The following is a 16,151-nucleotide window of genomic DNA, read 5'->3' on the forward strand; positions in this document are numbered from 1 at the left end:
ATTTATTGCAAATAAAGATTTTTTTTAATTTTGCTTTTATAAAATTATGTATTGCAAAAAAATTATTTTGCTTCTAACTGACTTTATTCTACAAATTTTTATGACAAGTAACAATACAACACAAAGTACAAAAGATGTATCTTCTGAAGCTCTAGACTGGGTTGTAATTCAAAAGGATATGAAAAATAAGCTAGGTAGCGATATATATGAAAGCTGGCTTAGAAAGATAGACTTTGTTGAAGAGATGAATAGCTATGTCTTACTTTCGGTTTCTACTAGATTTATCCGAGATTGGATTACTTCAAGATATTTAGATCAAATTTTGCAAATAGTAAAAACTTATAAGAAAGATTTAACAAGAATAGAGTTTAAGATTATTGAAAAAAATTCTGAAAATGAAATAGAAAATAATATTACTAAAAATGAAAATAATGAAAACGTATCCTTCATTAAAGATACATACTTGCAATACAACAGAATAGACCCAAATAAAAGATTTGATAATTTTATAACAGGAACAAGTAATAAACTTGCCTATGAAGCATCCATGAAAGTTTCAGAAAATATTTCTCATTATAATCCGCTTTATATTTATGGGGGTGTTGGAATGGGGAAAACACATTTATTAAATTCAATTGGTCTTTCATTAAAAGAAAAACACAAAGTTATGTTTATTTCTGCTGAGAGATTTATGTATCAGTTTGTAAAATCAATCAAATCTAATGATATGGTGAAGTTTAAAGAATATTTTAGAAATACAGACATATTATTGATAGATGATATTCAATTCATGAATGGTAAAGAGGCAATGCAAGAAGAGTTTTTTCATACGTTTAATGCACTATTAGATAAAGGCTCACAAGTGATAATCTCTGCCGACAGAGCTCCAAACAAATTATCAAGAATTCAAGATAGAATTAAATCAAGATTTGCTGGAGGTCTTGTTGTTGATATACAAAAACCAGATTATGAACTTAGAAGTAAAATCGTTAAGCAAAAAACAGAGGAGCTAAGCATTTTTTATTCAAATCAAGTAAATATTCCAGAAGAAATACAAAAATTCATAAGCTCAGAAATAACTACAAGTATTAGAGAGTTAGCAGGAGCAATTAATAGAGTTGTTTCTTTTTCAAGGATTTACAACAAAGTTCCAAATTTATCAGAAGTTAAAGTAGTTTTAAAAGATCTATTAAATATTGGAGAGAACAAAGTAACAATAGATTTAATACAATCGACTGTATGTAAGTTCTTTAAAATTAGTAAAAGTGAAATGCTTTCTTCAAGAAGATCCAGATACCTTGTAAGACCAAGACAAACAGCGATATATTTAACAAAAATTTTGACATCCAAGTCATTGCCTGAGATTGGAAGAGAATTTTCTAATAGAGATCACACAACAATCATTCATTCGGTAAAAACTATTGAAAAATTGAAGGAAAAAGATCCAGAAATGACAAACAATATTAATAATCTAAAAAATCAGATATTGTATAATAAAGAAAATGAAATTTAACGTTAATCAACAAGATCTGCAACAAGCACTTAATTATTGCCAAGGCGTAATTGAAAAAAGAAGCACACTTCCTATTCTGTCAAATGTTTTATTAGATGCGAGTAATTCAAATCTAACAATTACTGCAACAGATTTAGATTTAATATTTATTCATCAAATTAACAATATTGAAGTTATAGAAGAAGGAAACACGACCACTACATCATCTATTATGTATGACATCATAAGAAAATTTTCATCAGGAAAAAAAATTAATTTATCTTTGACGAATGTTAGTAAACTCCAAGTTGAGTCTGAAAAATCCGTTTTCAATCTAAATTGTATTAGTGCATCTGAGTTCCCACTAACTGACGAAAACTTTAATCAAAATGAATTTTCTATAAAATCAAAACAATTATTAAAATTATTAAATAAATGTAAATTTTCAGTTTCTAATGATGAAACTAGACACTACTTAAGTGGAATATTTTTTCATCAAACGCAAAGTGAAGATAAAAATTTTTTAACAGCAGCAGCTACAGACAGTCATAGAATGTCTATTTCAAAAATAAGATTGGACCAGCAAATAGATTTTGAACCAATAATACTTCCTAAAAAAACAATTTTTCAACTATGTTCGCTGCTAGAAAGCTATGATGGTGATGTTAAAATTTCAAATATTAAATCTAAAATAAAATTTGAACTAAATAATAGCATATTGATATCTAAGTTAATTGATGGAAAATTTCCAAATTATATTCAGGTAATACCTAAAAATAATCAAAAGAAGTTAGAAATAGATTTAAAATTATTTTTAGACTCTGTTGATAGAGTTGCTTCAGTTTCGTTAGATAAAAAAGATGGAGTTAAATTTAATTTGTCTAAAGACGTTCTAAACCTATCAGTTAACAACACAAATAGTGGTGATGGAAAAGAAAGTTTAAGTGTAAAGTTTGATCACGATCTAGAAATAAGTTTTAATTCTAGATATTTAATTGATGTAGCGTCACAACTTGATGGAGATAAGATTGAAATTTTTTTCAATGACACAGGGTCTCCAGCATTAATTAAAGATCCGGGTGATTTTGATAGTATATTTGTAGTAATGCCGATGAAAGGCTAATTTAAAATATTAAGTTCAGAATAAATAGTATTCTCTAATTCCTTTGTAAAAATTTCTTTGCTTAAACCAGGTTCAATAGGTTTTAAAATTGAAACAGTTAGAGTAGTATTAATTTTTTTTTGACCATGTTTTGGCCAAGTATTTCCGGAATTTATTGCAATCGGCTGACACGAAATATTTAATTCATTATAAATTCTACCAGATCCCTTTTTAAAAGGAGTTCTATCTTCTGGAGATAACCTAGTTCCTTGTGGAAAAATTATTAATGGTCTTTCTGATGAATTTACTTGTTTTGAAATATCATCAAAAAAACCCAAGTTTTCTTTAGAAATTTTATTTCTTTTAATTGATATTGATCCTATTTTTTTCAAATACCAACCAAATATAGGAATCATTAATAATTCTTTTTTTAAAATAAAAACAGGAGAATTAAAGATAGTTTGTAAAAAAAAAGTTTCAAACATTGATTGGTGCGAAGCAGCTATAAAAAATTTTTTTCCTTTAATTATATTCTCTTTGCCTTTAATGATTATCTTAGTTGATAAAAATATTTTTAAACATAAAGATGTCCAAAAGCCCATAATTTTTCCACCAAATAAAACTATTTTCTTTGGTAGTAAGATTGCTGGTAAGAAGATTAAGGAAATAAAAAGTATTCCTGAGAAAAAAAATAATGAAAATAAAAAATTTCTTATCATGTTAATCAAAAACTAAATCAAATCTTTTAGCTTCTGTCTTTTTTTAATAATATTAATCTTAGAGCCTTTAATTATTAATTCTGGTGGTTTTGGTCTTACGTTATAATTTGAGCTTAGTGACATTCCATAAGCCCCAACATCACACATTACCACAAGATCTTTTTCTTTTAATTTCTGAAAACCTTTTATAGTTGTAAATTTGTCAGTACTTTCGCAAATTGGTCCAACGAATTCATAAGTTTTTTTTGAAATATTATTACTTTTTACTGCAGGCATAGTTTGGTGATTTGCACCATATAAAGCTGGCCTCATAAGATCATTCATTGCAGCATCTAATATGATAAAATCTTTTTTAATATTTTCTTTAATATAAATAACTTGAGAAATTAAAAACCCAATATTACCAACTATAGATCGTCCTGGTTCAAAAATTATTTTTGCTTTCTGGTGTTTTAAAATTTTTTTTATAGCAATATTATATTTTTGATAGTTTAGTTTTTTGCTATTTTTTTCATAAGAAATGCCCATACCCCCACCTAAATCAATAAATTCAAAGGTATGACCACTTTTTTTTATTATTTTATTTACCACATTGAGCATTTTTTCGTATGGTTTGTGATCTAAAATTTGACTGCCAATATGAACACTTAAGCATTTAAGATTAATATTTTTAGAATAATTTGTAAAATTTACTAATTCAAAAAAAATTTTTTCATTTACACCAAATTTATTTTCTTTTTTTCCAGTTGAAATTTGTTTTAACGTCTTGGCATCTGTATTGGGATTAAGTCTAATACCTATATTAACTATTTTTTTTTTTAATCTTGCAATTTTTTCAATTTCAATAATTTCACTTTTAGATTCAGCATTTATTAATAAAATTTTTTTATCAATTGCATAACTTATTTCAGTTGAGGTTTTACCCACCCCTGAAAAAACAATTTTTTTTGGGTCTATACCTGCTTTTAAAGCCATCATTAATTCACCCATTGAAACAACATCAGCACCTAACCCTAATTTTCTAATTTCTCTTATTAGGTTTACATTTGTATTAGATTTAACAGCAAAACAGATTAATGGAGAAAAAGAGCTAAAACTTTTTTTAAAATTTTTTATGTTTTCTGTTAGTTGTTTGTGTGAATAACAATAAGTAGGTGTGCCAAACTTTTTTGCTATTTTCTGAACATTAACTTTTTCAATTGATAAGTTTTTATTTATATATTTCATCAATCTACTGACTTTGGAAAAACCATTTCATTCCCATCATAATGGGGATCTTCCTTTTTTCCACATGAAAATAAGAAAGAACAAAGTATAGAAATTAAAATTAACTTTTTTATCATCTTAAGTTTTTTTATATTTTATTATCATTTTTTTGATATTATCAAAAGACGTTCCGCCGTAAGATTTTTTAGAGTTTACAGAGTTTTTTACATTAAATATCTTTAAAACTTCAATTGTAAGCTTCGGTTCAATTTTTTTTAGCTCATCAATATTTAATTCATCCAATTTTTTCTTTTTCTTTTCTGCATAATTCACAATAGAAGCAGTAGTTTGGTATGCTTTTCTAAATGGTATTGAGTGATTTTTAACAAGATAGTCTGCTAAGTCAGTAGCTGTAATATAACCTGAGTTAGCAAGGTCTAACATTTGTTGTTTATTAGGTTTTAGATTTTTTAAAACCTCATTAAGAATAGCAATACTATTATTAAGGATTTCATTAGATTTGAAGAGTATTTCTTTGTCATCTTGAAGATCTTTAAAATAAGATATGGGAAGTCCTTTAAGAATTGTCAGCATTGAAAATAAATTTCCATAAACCATTCCAGTTTTCCCTCTTAAGTATTCTAACAAATCAGGATTCTTCTTTTGAGGCATTATCGAAGAACCAGTTACTACTTTATCTGAAAGTGTAATTAAGTTGAATCCATCAGAGTTCCAAATAATAAGCTCTTCAGCGATTCTTGAAATATGCATTGAACAAACAGAAGCGCTATATAAAAAATCTAAAACAAAATCTCTATCTGCAACAGTATCAATTGAATTATTTGTTGGTCTTTTAAAGCCTAGTTTTTTTGAAGTAAAATTTCTGTCAATATTAAAAGAAGTACCTGTTAATGCGGCAACACCCAATGGACTCTCTGATAAACTTTCTAAATTATAGGTAAATCTTTTTTTGTCCCTATTAAACATTTCCACATAAGACATTAAATAATGAGCAAAAGACACAGCTTGAGCATTTTTTAAATGAGTAAACCCAGGCATTATGGTTTCAATATTTTTTTCTGAAATTTTGAGAATGGTCTTAATGATATTGTCTAAATTCTTATTAATTTCTTTAGTTGCTGAAGTTGTCCACATTTTAAAATCAGTAATCACCTGATCATTTCTAGATCTAGCTGTGTGTACATATCCGGCCTCTTCCCCTATAATTTGAAATAATCTTTTTTCAATATTCATATGAATATCTTCATACTTTCTGTTATATTTAAATTTATTTTTTAAAATTTCTTTCTCAATTTTATTAAGCCCAAAAATTATTTTATTCTTAATTTTAAAAGAAATAATTTTTTGTCTAAATAACATCTCAACATGCACAATTGATCCTAAAATATCTTCTTGAAAAAGCTTTTTATCAATTTCTATTGAATTACCAACTTTTTGAAACAAGGTTGAAGCATCTTTTTTTATTCTCGATCCCCATATTGACATATTGTTTTTATTTTTTACCATGATAATTAATTATACATATTTAGTATGAAATTATTATTAATATTTATCTACCTAATAACTAGCAACATTAGTTATGCTCTAGAAAAACCTAATATAAAAAATTTAGTTTTATCAAAAAATCCAAAAATATATGAGGAAGTAGTTTTTAAGGATTCAAACGATTACGATGTAAATTTAGATGATTTTAAAGGAAAATTGTTGATATTAAATTTTTGGGCTACTTGGTGTGCTCCCTGTAGAGAGGAGATGCCATCCCTAGATGACTTACAATCAAATAATAATTTTGATAATTTAAAAATTTTCCCTATTAATATTGGTCAGGAAAATCTCTCTAAATCTGATGCTTTTTTTAAAGAAATAGGCATTCAAAATCTAGAAATATATTTTGATGCACCAATTACTCTAGCTAAAAAATTTTCTTTAAGAGGGGTTCCCACAACTATTTTATTTAATAAAAAAGGTGAAGAGTTTGGACGTATTATGGGATCTATTGATTTTAATAACTTAGGGTTTATTAATTGGTTAAAACAATACGATTAATCTTTAAAAAAATAAGCAAAACTAACCAACGCTACTACAGCAATAAATTGAAGCAAAACTCTTAGCTGCATCAGTTTGTTTGAATATTTTTTGCTGGTTTCACCACCCTTGAATAAGGTTCCTATTCCTAAGATCATGACAATTGCCACAACTATTAAAAGCATAATACTCAAAATTTTAACTAATGTTCCAGATATCACAAAACTATTGTAGAATATTTTTTAATAAAAAAAACATAATAAAAACATCTATGACACTTTGTCTATCAACTACAATTATTAAGCCAGAAAAAGACATACGTATTAATAATGCTATTATTTTACTGCATGGCTATGGTGGTGATGGAAAAGACATAAGTATGCTGACCTTAAATTGGAAAAGATTTCTACCTAATACTATTTTTTTATGTCCAGATGGTCACGAGGAATGCAAAATTAACCCAGCTGGCTTTCAGTGGTTTGACTTAACCAAAGATGATCCAAGTTACATTCTAGAAGAGTCTAAAAAAGCAGAAACTAAACTTCAAAAATATATTAAAGAAGTTAAAAATGAGTATGGTCTTAACAATTCTCAAATTTGCTTATCAGGATTTAGTCAAGGATGTATGATGTCTATTAATTTAGGTTTAACTGGCAATCAAAATTATAATTGTATTGTTGGTTTTTCTGGTAAAATAATAAATCAAGATGATCTTAGTAAAAGAAAATCTTCTTCTACTAAAATGCTCTTGATACACGGTGATCAAGACGCAGTTGTATCACCAACATTTTTATTAGAGGCAAAAGATTTCTTAATTAGAAATAATATTGAAATTGAAACAAAAATGATAGAGAATTGTGAACATCATATCCCTATTGAAGCATCAAGTGCAGCTTTAAATTATATTAAAAATAATTTTCAAATATAATTAGATTCTATTTATTGATAAATTAATTTTTTTCAGTTAGAATTTTTTATATGATTTTTAACGATCAGAGTTTGTCTTTAGAAAAATGTCCTGCATTAGTCTTAAATGCTGATTATAGACCTTTAAGTTACTATCCATTGTCTTTATGGAGCTGGCAAGATTCTATAAAATCTGTTTTTTTAGATAGAGTTACTATAGTCAGTAATTATGAAAGAGTTATTAGAAGCCCATCGTTTAAAATGAGGTTACCAAGTGTTATTGCATTAAAAAGTTTTATAAAACCACAGTCTAATCCTAGCTTCACAAGATTTAATGTTTTTTTAAGAGATAAATTTTCCTGTCAATACTGTGGAAGTGGTGAAGATCTTACTTTTGATCATTTACTTCCAAGATCCAAAGGTGGACAAACCAATTGGGATAATGTTGTAACTGCCTGTTCTTCATGCAACGTAAAAAAAGGTGGAAGATTATTAAAAAATTTGGATATGACCTTAAATCATGAGCCATATCAACCATCCACAGAAGACCTACACAAAAATGGTAAAAATTTTCCACCAAATTTCCTACACAAAAGCTGGATGGATTATTTGTATTGGGATGTTGAGTTAGAAGCTTAATTATATTTTTTCAGAAATATTAATAGCAATTTTTGATCCAGTTTTAATTAATTTATCTAAAATAGAATACATTCCTTTTTTAGTTGCACCTTCTTTATAGGCTATATCTTTATGATGCAGTTCATCTTCTCTAAACTTAATTATTTTTTCTTTTAATTTTTTCTCATCATTTTCTAATTCATTAATTTGATTTAGATAATGTTCATCAATTACTTCTTCTACTGAAGCAGTGCATAGCATAGCAGCTTTTTTCCCTAACATTGTTGAGCCAAAACCAAGTCCGACACCAAGTAAATCCCACAATGGTAAGAATTTTGTTGGTTTTATATTTCTTTTTTTAATTTCATTTTCAAAATACTCACAGTGTTCTTTTTCGTGAATTTTCATTTCTTCAATTTTCTTTTTTAGATTTTCATCTTTAACAAATGTATTTAGAGCCAGTAATTGACCTTCATAAATTTTTACTGCACCTCGTTCACCTGCGTGATCAACTCGAATAAATTCTCTTACCTTTTCTTTATTTGTTTTTTTCATAAGTTAAAAAAAGTTTTATAGTTATAGTTGTAATTATTAAAGAGATAAAAATATTTATTGTAGCAAGAGATAATCCAAAAATTTTAAAAGTTGCATCTTTACAGCTAACTGTGACTTCTTTTAGCTGATTTATGAGCGCTTCTTTAGTCAAATCAATATTGTTAGAATTGAAGTCACAAACTAAAGATTTTTTATGAAACCTTGCTCTATCCCAAAATGATAAAAGGATATAATGAACGCTATAATGAATGTAATACTTAAAATTATTAAAAAAAATCTTTCAAATTTTTGAATAAAAATAAAAAGTAAAATTAAAACTATTGAAACAACATAAGGTATTCTTCCAATTAAACAAAGATTGCAAGGTGGGTGACCCAAAATATATTCAATAAAATAGGCTGTTGATATAGCGAAAATACTAAATAATAATATAAGATGAAGTGTAGTTTTTCGGTTAATCATAATTGTGTCATTTAATTACAAAATATATTAGTGCAAAAATTAATACAATTATAATGCCTAATACTGTAAACCATTTTGCAGCATCAGTTTTCATAAATTTACTAAAAATATCACCAAATTTATATGATAGGTATGAAACGATAAAAAATCTTAACCCTCTAGAAAATAGACAGATAATGAAAAATATAGGCAAATTAAAACCAATCATGCCACTAGTTATTGTGAACACTTTGAAGGGCAAAGGTGTAAACCCAGCAAGAAATAAAGTAGCAAGCCACACATAAAGACCACTTCCTTCAGATAAGCTATTTTTAAGATTAATTACCTTTTCTTCATAATTATAAAATTCTACTACAATCATTCCAAGATCAAAAAAATAAGATCCAATAAAATATCCAAGAATACCTCCAAGTGAAGAAAATAAAGTAGCAATTAAAAAAATTTTTAAATATTCATTTTTTTTTGCAATAACCATTGGAGCAATCATAACGTCAGGTGGGATTGGAAAAAAAGAACTTTCAGTAAAAGATAAAATTGCAAGATAAGTATTTGACCTCTTGTGAGCAGCAAGTTTTAAAGTTTTTTGATATAATTTATTAAGCATTTTTTTGTTTTTAATATAAATTTTGTTCTTATACTATTTAATTTTATAGTTATAATAAGGAAAACAAAGGGCGAGTGGCGGAACTGGTAGACGCGCACGACTCAAAATCGTGTTTCGCAAGAAGTGAGAGTTCGATTCTCTCTTCGCCCACCAATATTTTATGGAAATAAACAAAGTTAATAATTTATTAGAACTATTTTATAATCAATATCTAACACAAAATAAAAAAAGTGTTTTTTTGCAGCCCTTAAAAGAAGTTGAAAAAAAATATTCTTGGGAGGATGTGTATTTAAATGTCATTAAACTTTCTGAGGAAATATCAAAATATATAAAGAAAGGTGATAGATGCTTGTTAATATCAGAAAATAGACCTGAATGGATGATATCAGATTTATCTATTATGCTTTCAGGAGGCATAACAGTTCCGGCTTATACAACTTATACAGAAAGAGATTATGAGTATATAATTGATGATTGTACCCCGACTGTTTTAATCATTTCTGATAAGATGCAGTATTTAAAAGTAAAAAATATTATACCTAAAAAAAAATTTATAAAAAAAATAATTTTTTTCGATGCAATTGAAGAGTTTGGTCAAGAGCTTTATGTAAGTATTAATCAAATCTTTGCAAATAAAAGCTTTAGTTTGTTAAATTTTTCTGAATTAAAGATTCAAAGAAAAGATGTTGCTTGTATAATTTATACTTCTGGCACCCAAGGAAATCCAAAAGGAGTTGTATTAAGCCATGGTGGAATCTTAAACAATTGTGAAGGAGCACTTGGTTTGTTAAAAGAGTTTATTTCTAAAAATCCTAAATTTTTGACATGGTTACCCCTTTCTCATTCATACGAGCATACAGTACAATTTGTTCAAATAGTTGTGGGAGCACAGGTATTCTATGCTGAGAGTATAGAAAAACTTATAAAAAATATGGGAAATTGTTCCCCAGAGATAATGACGGCTGTTCCTAGATTTTATCAAAATTTACATCAAAAAATAAATACTAATTTTAGTAAAGCTACAGGAATAAAAAAATTCTTAATCAATCAAACTATTAAACTGGGAAATAAGAAATTAAATAGGGAGCCATTTTCATTAATAGAGAGTTTAACAAATTTTGTCTGTGATCTTTTGGTAAGAAAGAAAATCAAAGAACAATTTGGTGGAAATTTAAAGGCATTTATTTCAGGAGGAGGAGCACTAGATAAGGAAGTGGGTTGCTTTTTAAATGCAATTGGTCTCCCAACTTTACAAGGATATGGATTAACTGAAACATCTCCTGTGGTAAGCTGCAATTCTATTAATGAAATTAGAGTAGAAACTGTGGGCAAACCTTTTAGAGGAAATTTAGTTAAAATTACAAGTGATGGAGAGATTCTGGTTAAAGGAGAAAATGTTATGTTAGGTTACTGGAATAATGAAGAAGAAACAAATAAAGTTTTAAAAAATGGATGGTTATCTACAGGTGACATTGGAGAGTTCGATGGCGAGTTTTTAAAAATAACGGATAGAAAAAAAGATATAATTATAACTCCGGGTGGAGATAATATTTCTCCAGTCAAAATAGAGGGTGATTTAAATAAATCTAATTTCATAGAGCAAAGTTTAGTTTATGGCGATAACAAACCTTATCTAGTTTGTCTAATTGTTTTAAGCTCAGAATATAAAAATATAAAGAATGAAGAAATTCAAAGAGAAATAGAAAAAATAAATAAAAATTTAAGTAAAATAGAAAAAATAAAAAAATTTTTTATAATTAAAAATCAATTTACAATTGAAAATAATATGATGACACCTACTTTAAAATTAAAAAGATATAAAATTGTAAAAACTTATCAAAACGAGTTAGAAAAACTTTTTAATTAATTTTTATAAAAGACTTTATAAGTCGCATAAACGTTAATGTTTTTTACATAACAAAAAGATAAAAAAAACTTTTTTTTAAAAAATAAATTTAAAATTTGCCAATTAATTAATGAATTGACATCACTTGTATAAAAAAATAAAAATAAGTTAACAGCGAATCACTTTGATTCGTTTAACTTAAACAGGGAGCTAAAGATGGCTACAAGAAAAAAAGCAAAAAAAGCTAAAAAGAAAACTAAGAAAAAAGCTAAAAAAGCTAAAAAAGCGAAGAAAAGAAAAAGATAGTATCTTAGACTTTTCAAAAAACGCTTCTCATAATGTTATGTGTGAGAGGCGTTTTTTTTTGCCCTAATTTTTAATCTTCAGTATCGGTAATTGGCTCTGAATCAGTATCAGGTTCTTTAATCTTTGTTGGTGCAGCTATAGCTTTTGCTTGGCCTTCTAAATTTCTCTTTAATGCTTTATCTAATTTTTTCTGCGTATCTTCTAGTGATACACCCATCACTATTTGAAATTCTGATAAAATTCTTTCATACGCTTTTTCAAACAATTGTCTCTCACTGTATGATTGATCAACCATTAAGTCATCACCTTTATTTAAATCTCTAACAACTTCTGCAAGCTCATAGATTTTGCCTGAAGAAATCTTTGCTTCATATTCCTGTGCTCTTCTACTCCACATAGATCTTTTAATTTTTGGCTTGCTTTTTAAAATAGATATACATTTATTGACCTGATTTATTGTTGAAAGAGGTCTAAGATGAGATTGTTTATTCACGGGAACCATACCATTGGCTTTGTCTTTTTCAAATTTAAGAACATACGTCTCAACATCAATTCCACCAATATTAATTTTTTTAAACTCTGTAATTTGGCCAACACCATGTTTTGGGTAAACAACGTAATCTTTAACTTTATATTCTCTTTTTTCTGTTTCTTGTTTTTTAACTTTTTTAATCTCGGGTTTAACTTCATTACTTTTTGAAATTCTTAAATTATCAGTTTTTATTTCTACTTTTTCTGGAGCAGCTTTTTTAGAAACTGTTTTAAAATTCTTTTTAATTTTAGTGGCGGTTACTTTTGTTGCTTTAGTTTTTTTAACAGGAATATTTTTTTTAACAACTTTAGCTTTAGGGGGTGTAGACTTTTTAACTACCTTTGCTTTAGTTTTTTTATTTATTTTTTTCTCAGGAGTTTTTTTAAAGATTTTCGCTAAAATATTTGTCGTACTTGTTTTCTTCATTTTTATGTTTTTCATTATCCTTGGGAGGATCTTTTTTAATAGTTATATTTGGCCAAATTTCAGAATACTTTGTATTTAGTTCAAGCCATTTTTCGCTCCCAGACTCAGTATCTGCTACTATCGCATCTACTGGACATTCTGGCTCGCAAACGCCACAATCTATACACTCCTCCGGTTTAATTACAAGCATATTTTTGCCTTCATAAAAGCAATCAACAGGACAGACTTCAATGCAGTCCATTAGTTTACACTTAATACATTTGTCATTTACAACGTATGTCATTTTCCTAATTCACCTTTTACTTTTAATTTTAAGTCTCCCATTGTCTTGGCATCCATATATAGCAAGCCTGAGAGTCTTCTCATCAAGTTTGTTTCATAAATGTCTGCACTATCGTTTGAATAGATGATTTTCCACAATGATTCAATTATTTTAATCTTATCAGAATCTGGAACATTTTTTACCTCTTTAGTAAAATCTAATATTTGATTTGAATTTTCTTCAACAAGTATTGCTTCTGACATAATTTTATCAATTTCAGAGATTGGCGCACCTAAATCAATAAGTGTCTCTTTAATGATATCTTCTTCTTTTTTCTCATAAGCCTCATCTATTTTTGCCGCATGAATTAGTAAGGCAGCAATTTTGGAATAAGAATTGTCTTGAGGTTCATTTTTTTCTTTGTTTTTAAAAAAGCTAATCATTAATTTAAATTTAAATTTTTCAGTATTTTAAATGGGCTGTTTGAAGTGTCTATTTTTTTAAAAGTTTTTTTAATTTGTTTTTTTGGATTATATCTAAAGTACATATCATTGTCTTTTTCTAATGTTTTATAATTCATTTTTTCAATCAATTTTCTAAAGTTATCTTTACTGCATCCTAATAAATTAAGCATTTCTGGTACTAGTTTAATTTCTTTATCCTTTTCGGGGCTAGCGTTAATAATTAGCACAAACAACCTTTCTAGAATATCAATTCTAACAAAATAATTATCAAAATTTTCAAATCCACATAAAAGCATAAATTTTTTATTTTTTTTATTTTTGTCATCTAAAAAATTTAAACCAAACGTAGGTGGTGTTAATTCAAAATATTTTTGGTTAAAATTCTTCCATAATAAAGTTCTTAAAGAAACAGCTTCAGGTTTTAATAGTTTGAATAAAAAAACATGATAACGTCCAAATTTTACTCCCAAATCTCTTAAAATTTTTCTTTCATCTTGTCCAAGTTTTTTTAAGTATTCGGTAACCATCTCTCTTTTAATTACACCATTGTTTTCATACAATTGGTAAGCTAGAGCTTTAATAGATGAGTTACTTTCCTTTAAATTTCTTAGATCAATTAAACTTTTTAGTACTAAATTAATTTTTTCATTAATCCATTTTTCAATAAATTCTGATAATTTTTGTTTGTCATTATTTTCCAGAAGATCATCTACCATTAAAAGTATATCTGGATTTAAATAATTTTTTCCAGTTACTAATTTTGCGATAGGAAAATTTTTCCAGTAAATTTTAAAATCATCTTTTAATTCAATCAGACCTGTTTCTATGATTAACTGAACTCTTTTTTGAAGCTCGGGCCCCACAGTCTGCCTTGCTGCCTTTTTCAATGATTTAATATCAGTTTCTAAAGCTCCAACTTTTAAGTCCATTTCAAATTTTAAACCTTTTAAATCACCAATAAACTGTTGATCAATTGTTACCTTATCGTCTTCCATTATTTCAGTTTTAAAATCCATATCTTGGTTTAAGCCTCGTGCGAGTACACTGGCTCGTTTATCAATAAATGTTTTTGTAAGTTCTTCATGTAATCTATCTGATAATCTGTCTTCTAATAGTTTTGTTTTTTCTATCCAATAATCTTGGTTTTCAACCCAATTAATTTTATTGGTAACATATGACCAAGTTCTAACATTTGCAATTCTATTTGACAAAGAATCTACATTTCCTTCTAATTTATCTAATTTCATTAACTGTAATCTTATATAATCATTGGTAATTTTACCATCATTGCTATTTAAAAAACTGAATACCTTACCAACAACTTCAATATGATTTCCATATGTTTTTTTTACAAAGTCTGGAATTTGACAGCACTCCCAAAGCAATTCAAGTGTTTCTCTGTTATTTTCAATTTTGTTACCTTCCATATCTTTTAAAAAATATTTTAATACTTTTTCATCTCCACACTCGTATATTTTTCTTAACCAATCTTTATTAGGTTTTTCTTCAAGTGATTTAATTAAACTCAGAGCGTTATTAAAATTTAAATTAGAATTTCTCCAAAATAACATTCTAATTTCTTCAAATTTATGACTTTCAAGTAATTCTACTTCTTCAGCTGTAATGTCTTTGCAGTCTCCAGTAACTCCAAAATTACCATCATTTAAATATCTACCCGCTCGTCCAGCAATTTGCCCAATCTCAGACATGTTAAGACGTCTTAATTTTTTACCATCAAATTTTTTAAGATTTGAAAAATATATATTTTCTAAATCCATATTAATTCCCATACCAATTGCATCAGTTGCAACTAGAAAATCAACATCTCCTGATTGATATAATTCAACCTGAGCATTTCTTGTTTTCGGACTTAGAGAACCCATAACAATAGCTGCTCCACCTTTTTGTCTACGTACAAGTTCGGCAATTGCATAAACTTCTTCAGTTGAAAAAGCTATTATTGCAGTTTTTCTATTTATTCTTGAAATTTTTTTATGCCCTACGTAGGTAAGTTTAGAGAGTCTTTCTCTATTTATAAACTCAGTATCTTCATTCAACTTATTAACTATATTTTTAATAGTACTAGAGCCCATGAACATTGTTAGTTTTTCTCCACGAAGATTTAACAATCTATCAGTAAAAATATGACCTCTCTCATGGTCTGCACACATTTGTATTTCATCAATACCGACAAAATCTAAATGCTTATTGATTGGCATCGATTCTACTGTGCAAAGAAAATATTTAGCATTAGGAGGAATTATTTTTTCTTCACCAGTGATTAATGCAACTTTATCAGAACTTATTTTTTTTATAATTTTGTCATATACCTCTCGCGCAAGTAGACGTAATGGAAATCCAATCATTCCAGAATCAAATGAAAGCATAGTTTCTATTGCGAGATAGGTTTTGCCGGTATTTGTTGGACCAAGAACAGCTGTAATTTTATTTTTAGACATTTCTATTGATGGTACCCAAAATTTTTACTCCACCACATATTGTTGTCCCTAGAGAACAAAAATAGGCTAAAACATGACCGAATCGTAAGGATAAAAGTTCTCATTGTTCTTTATATACTAATTAATTTAACATAATAAAAAACAAT

The 16,151-nt window shown here is 27.3% G+C and carries 18 protein-coding genes and 1 tRNA gene; 7 read left to right on the top strand and 12 right to left on the bottom strand.

Translation table 11 applies throughout. The annotated features are described in order from the left end of the window. The first annotated feature begins 100 nt into the window (after positions 1 to 100). Together dnaA and dnaN are read left to right on the top strand one after the other, a co-directional pair. Positions 101 to 1,513 (top strand): chromosomal replication initiator protein DnaA, encoded by a 1,413-nt coding sequence (gene dnaA / locus ABXT61_RS00005; protein WP_415315949.1) that lies wholly within the window; start codon positions 101 to 103, stop codon positions 1,511 to 1,513. Further along, positions 1,503 to 2,615, top strand: a complete 1,113-nt coding sequence (dnaN, locus tag ABXT61_RS00010) for a DNA polymerase III subunit beta (RefSeq protein ID WP_415315298.1) — start codon at positions 1,503 to 1,505, stop codon at positions 2,613 to 2,615. Before dnaA ends, dnaN begins: the two co-directional genes overlap by 11 nt. Here dnaN and ABXT61_RS00015 read toward each other — a convergent pair. From ABXT61_RS00015 to argH, 3 genes are all read right to left on the bottom strand, one after another. Next, the gene (locus ABXT61_RS00015; RefSeq protein WP_415315299.1) at positions 2,612 to 3,313 is read right to left on the bottom strand and encodes a lysophospholipid acyltransferase family protein; all 702 of its coding nucleotides are present in this window, start codon (positions 3,311 to 3,313) and stop codon (positions 2,612 to 2,614) included. The genes dnaN and ABXT61_RS00015 overlap by 4 nt on opposite strands. A 12-nt stretch (positions 3,314 to 3,325) precedes the next feature. Beyond that, positions 3,326 to 4,540, bottom strand: a complete 1,215-nt coding sequence (gene lysA, locus ABXT61_RS00020) for a diaminopimelate decarboxylase (RefSeq protein WP_415315300.1) — start codon at positions 4,538 to 4,540, stop codon at positions 3,326 to 3,328. 117 nt (positions 4,541 to 4,657) lie between these two features. Further along, entirely contained in the window at positions 4,658 to 6,046 is a 1,389-nt protein-coding gene (gene argH, locus ABXT61_RS00025; RefSeq protein ID WP_415315301.1) for an argininosuccinate lyase, read from the bottom strand. 24 nt (positions 6,047 to 6,070) lie between these two features. Between argH and ABXT61_RS00030 the strand changes: the two genes are divergently transcribed. Further along, the gene (locus tag ABXT61_RS00030; RefSeq protein ID WP_415315302.1) at positions 6,071 to 6,586 is read left to right on the top strand and encodes a TlpA family protein disulfide reductase; all 516 of its coding nucleotides are present in this window, start codon (positions 6,071 to 6,073) and stop codon (positions 6,584 to 6,586) included. Here the strand turns inward: ABXT61_RS00030 and ABXT61_RS00035 are convergent. Further along, complete coding sequence (locus tag ABXT61_RS00035; protein WP_415315303.1) at positions 6,583 to 6,750, bottom strand: twin transmembrane helix small protein; 168 nt, start codon at positions 6,748 to 6,750, stop codon at positions 6,583 to 6,585. The two genes, ABXT61_RS00030 and ABXT61_RS00035, sit on opposite strands and share 4 nt — an antisense overlap. Before the next feature lie 86 nt (positions 6,751 to 6,836). Between ABXT61_RS00035 and ABXT61_RS00040 the strand changes: the two genes are divergently transcribed. After that, positions 6,837 to 7,493: an alpha/beta hydrolase gene (locus ABXT61_RS00040; RefSeq protein ID WP_415315950.1), complete on the top strand. Its 657-nt coding sequence runs from the start codon at positions 6,837 to 6,839 to the stop codon at positions 7,491 to 7,493. Positions 7,494 to 7,543: 50 nt separating this feature from the next. Continuing rightward, positions 7,544 to 8,110 carry an HNH endonuclease gene (locus ABXT61_RS00045; protein WP_415315304.1) on the top strand — a complete coding sequence of 189 codons (567 nt, stop codon included), beginning with the start codon at positions 7,544 to 7,546 and terminating at the stop codon, positions 8,108 to 8,110. Here ABXT61_RS00045 and ABXT61_RS00050 read toward each other — a convergent pair whose 3' ends face one another. The 4 genes from ABXT61_RS00050 to ABXT61_RS00065 are packed head-to-tail and all read right to left on the bottom strand — an operon-like array spanning position 8,111 to position 9,710. Next, a complete protein-coding gene (locus tag ABXT61_RS00050; RefSeq protein ID WP_415315305.1) occupies positions 8,111 to 8,644 on the bottom strand; it encodes a demethoxyubiquinone hydroxylase family protein in 534 nt (177 codons plus the stop codon). Continuing rightward, positions 8,628 to 8,795 (bottom strand): disulfide bond formation protein B, encoded by a 168-nt coding sequence (locus ABXT61_RS00055; RefSeq protein WP_415315306.1) that lies wholly within the window; start codon positions 8,793 to 8,795, stop codon positions 8,628 to 8,630. The genes ABXT61_RS00050 and ABXT61_RS00055 overlap by 17 nt, the downstream gene beginning before the upstream one ends. Before the next feature lie 29 nt (positions 8,796 to 8,824). After that, positions 8,825 to 9,106 carry a disulfide bond formation protein B gene (locus tag ABXT61_RS00060; protein ID WP_415315307.1) on the bottom strand — a complete coding sequence of 94 codons (282 nt, stop codon included), beginning with the start codon at positions 9,104 to 9,106 and terminating at the stop codon, positions 8,825 to 8,827. A gap of 7 nt (positions 9,107 to 9,113) precedes the next feature. After that, positions 9,114 to 9,710, bottom strand: a complete 597-nt coding sequence (locus tag ABXT61_RS00065; protein WP_415315308.1) for a YqaA family protein — start codon at positions 9,708 to 9,710, stop codon at positions 9,114 to 9,116. A 68-nt stretch (positions 9,711 to 9,778) separates the two neighbouring features. Here ABXT61_RS00065 and ABXT61_RS00070 point away from each other — a divergent pair. Together ABXT61_RS00070 and ABXT61_RS00075 are read left to right on the top strand one after the other, a co-directional pair. After that, positions 9,779 to 9,863: transfer RNA gene (locus tag ABXT61_RS00070), tRNA-Leu, on the top strand. Positions 9,864 to 9,870: 7 nt separating this feature from the next. Then, a complete protein-coding gene (locus ABXT61_RS00075; protein ID WP_415315309.1) occupies positions 9,871 to 11,577 on the top strand; it encodes an AMP-dependent synthetase/ligase in 1,707 nt (568 codons plus the stop codon). Positions 11,578 to 11,932: 355 nt separating this feature from the next. On the opposite strand, the gene ABXT61_RS00080 is transcribed toward ABXT61_RS00075, so the two are convergent. Genes ABXT61_RS00080 through ABXT61_RS00095 form a run of 4 tightly spaced genes read right to left on the bottom strand, consistent with a single transcriptional unit; the run spans position 11,933 to position 16,011 of the window. Then, positions 11,933 to 12,835, bottom strand: coding sequence for a CarD family transcriptional regulator (locus tag ABXT61_RS00080; RefSeq protein WP_415315310.1), 903 nt, complete (start codon positions 12,833 to 12,835; stop codon positions 11,933 to 11,935). Further along, on the bottom strand, positions 12,777 to 13,103 hold the full coding sequence (gene fdxA, locus ABXT61_RS00085) for a ferredoxin FdxA (RefSeq protein WP_415315311.1): 327 nt from the start codon (positions 13,101 to 13,103) through the stop codon (positions 12,777 to 12,779). The genes ABXT61_RS00080 and fdxA overlap by 59 nt, the downstream gene beginning before the upstream one ends. Beyond that, complete coding sequence (locus ABXT61_RS00090; RefSeq protein WP_415315312.1) at positions 13,100 to 13,525, bottom strand: TerB family tellurite resistance protein; 426 nt, start codon at positions 13,523 to 13,525, stop codon at positions 13,100 to 13,102. Before ABXT61_RS00090 ends, fdxA begins: the two co-directional genes overlap by 4 nt. Beyond that, positions 13,525 to 16,011: a helicase-related protein gene (locus ABXT61_RS00095; protein WP_415315951.1), complete on the bottom strand. Its 2,487-nt coding sequence runs from the start codon at positions 16,009 to 16,011 to the stop codon at positions 13,525 to 13,527. The genes ABXT61_RS00090 and ABXT61_RS00095 overlap by 1 nt, the downstream gene beginning before the upstream one ends. Between the last annotated feature and the right edge of the window lie 140 nt (positions 16,012 to 16,151).

Source organism: Candidatus Pelagibacter sp. Uisw_137 (assembly GCF_047720245.1).
Lineage (GTDB): Bacteria > Pseudomonadota > Alphaproteobacteria > Pelagibacterales > Pelagibacteraceae > Pelagibacter.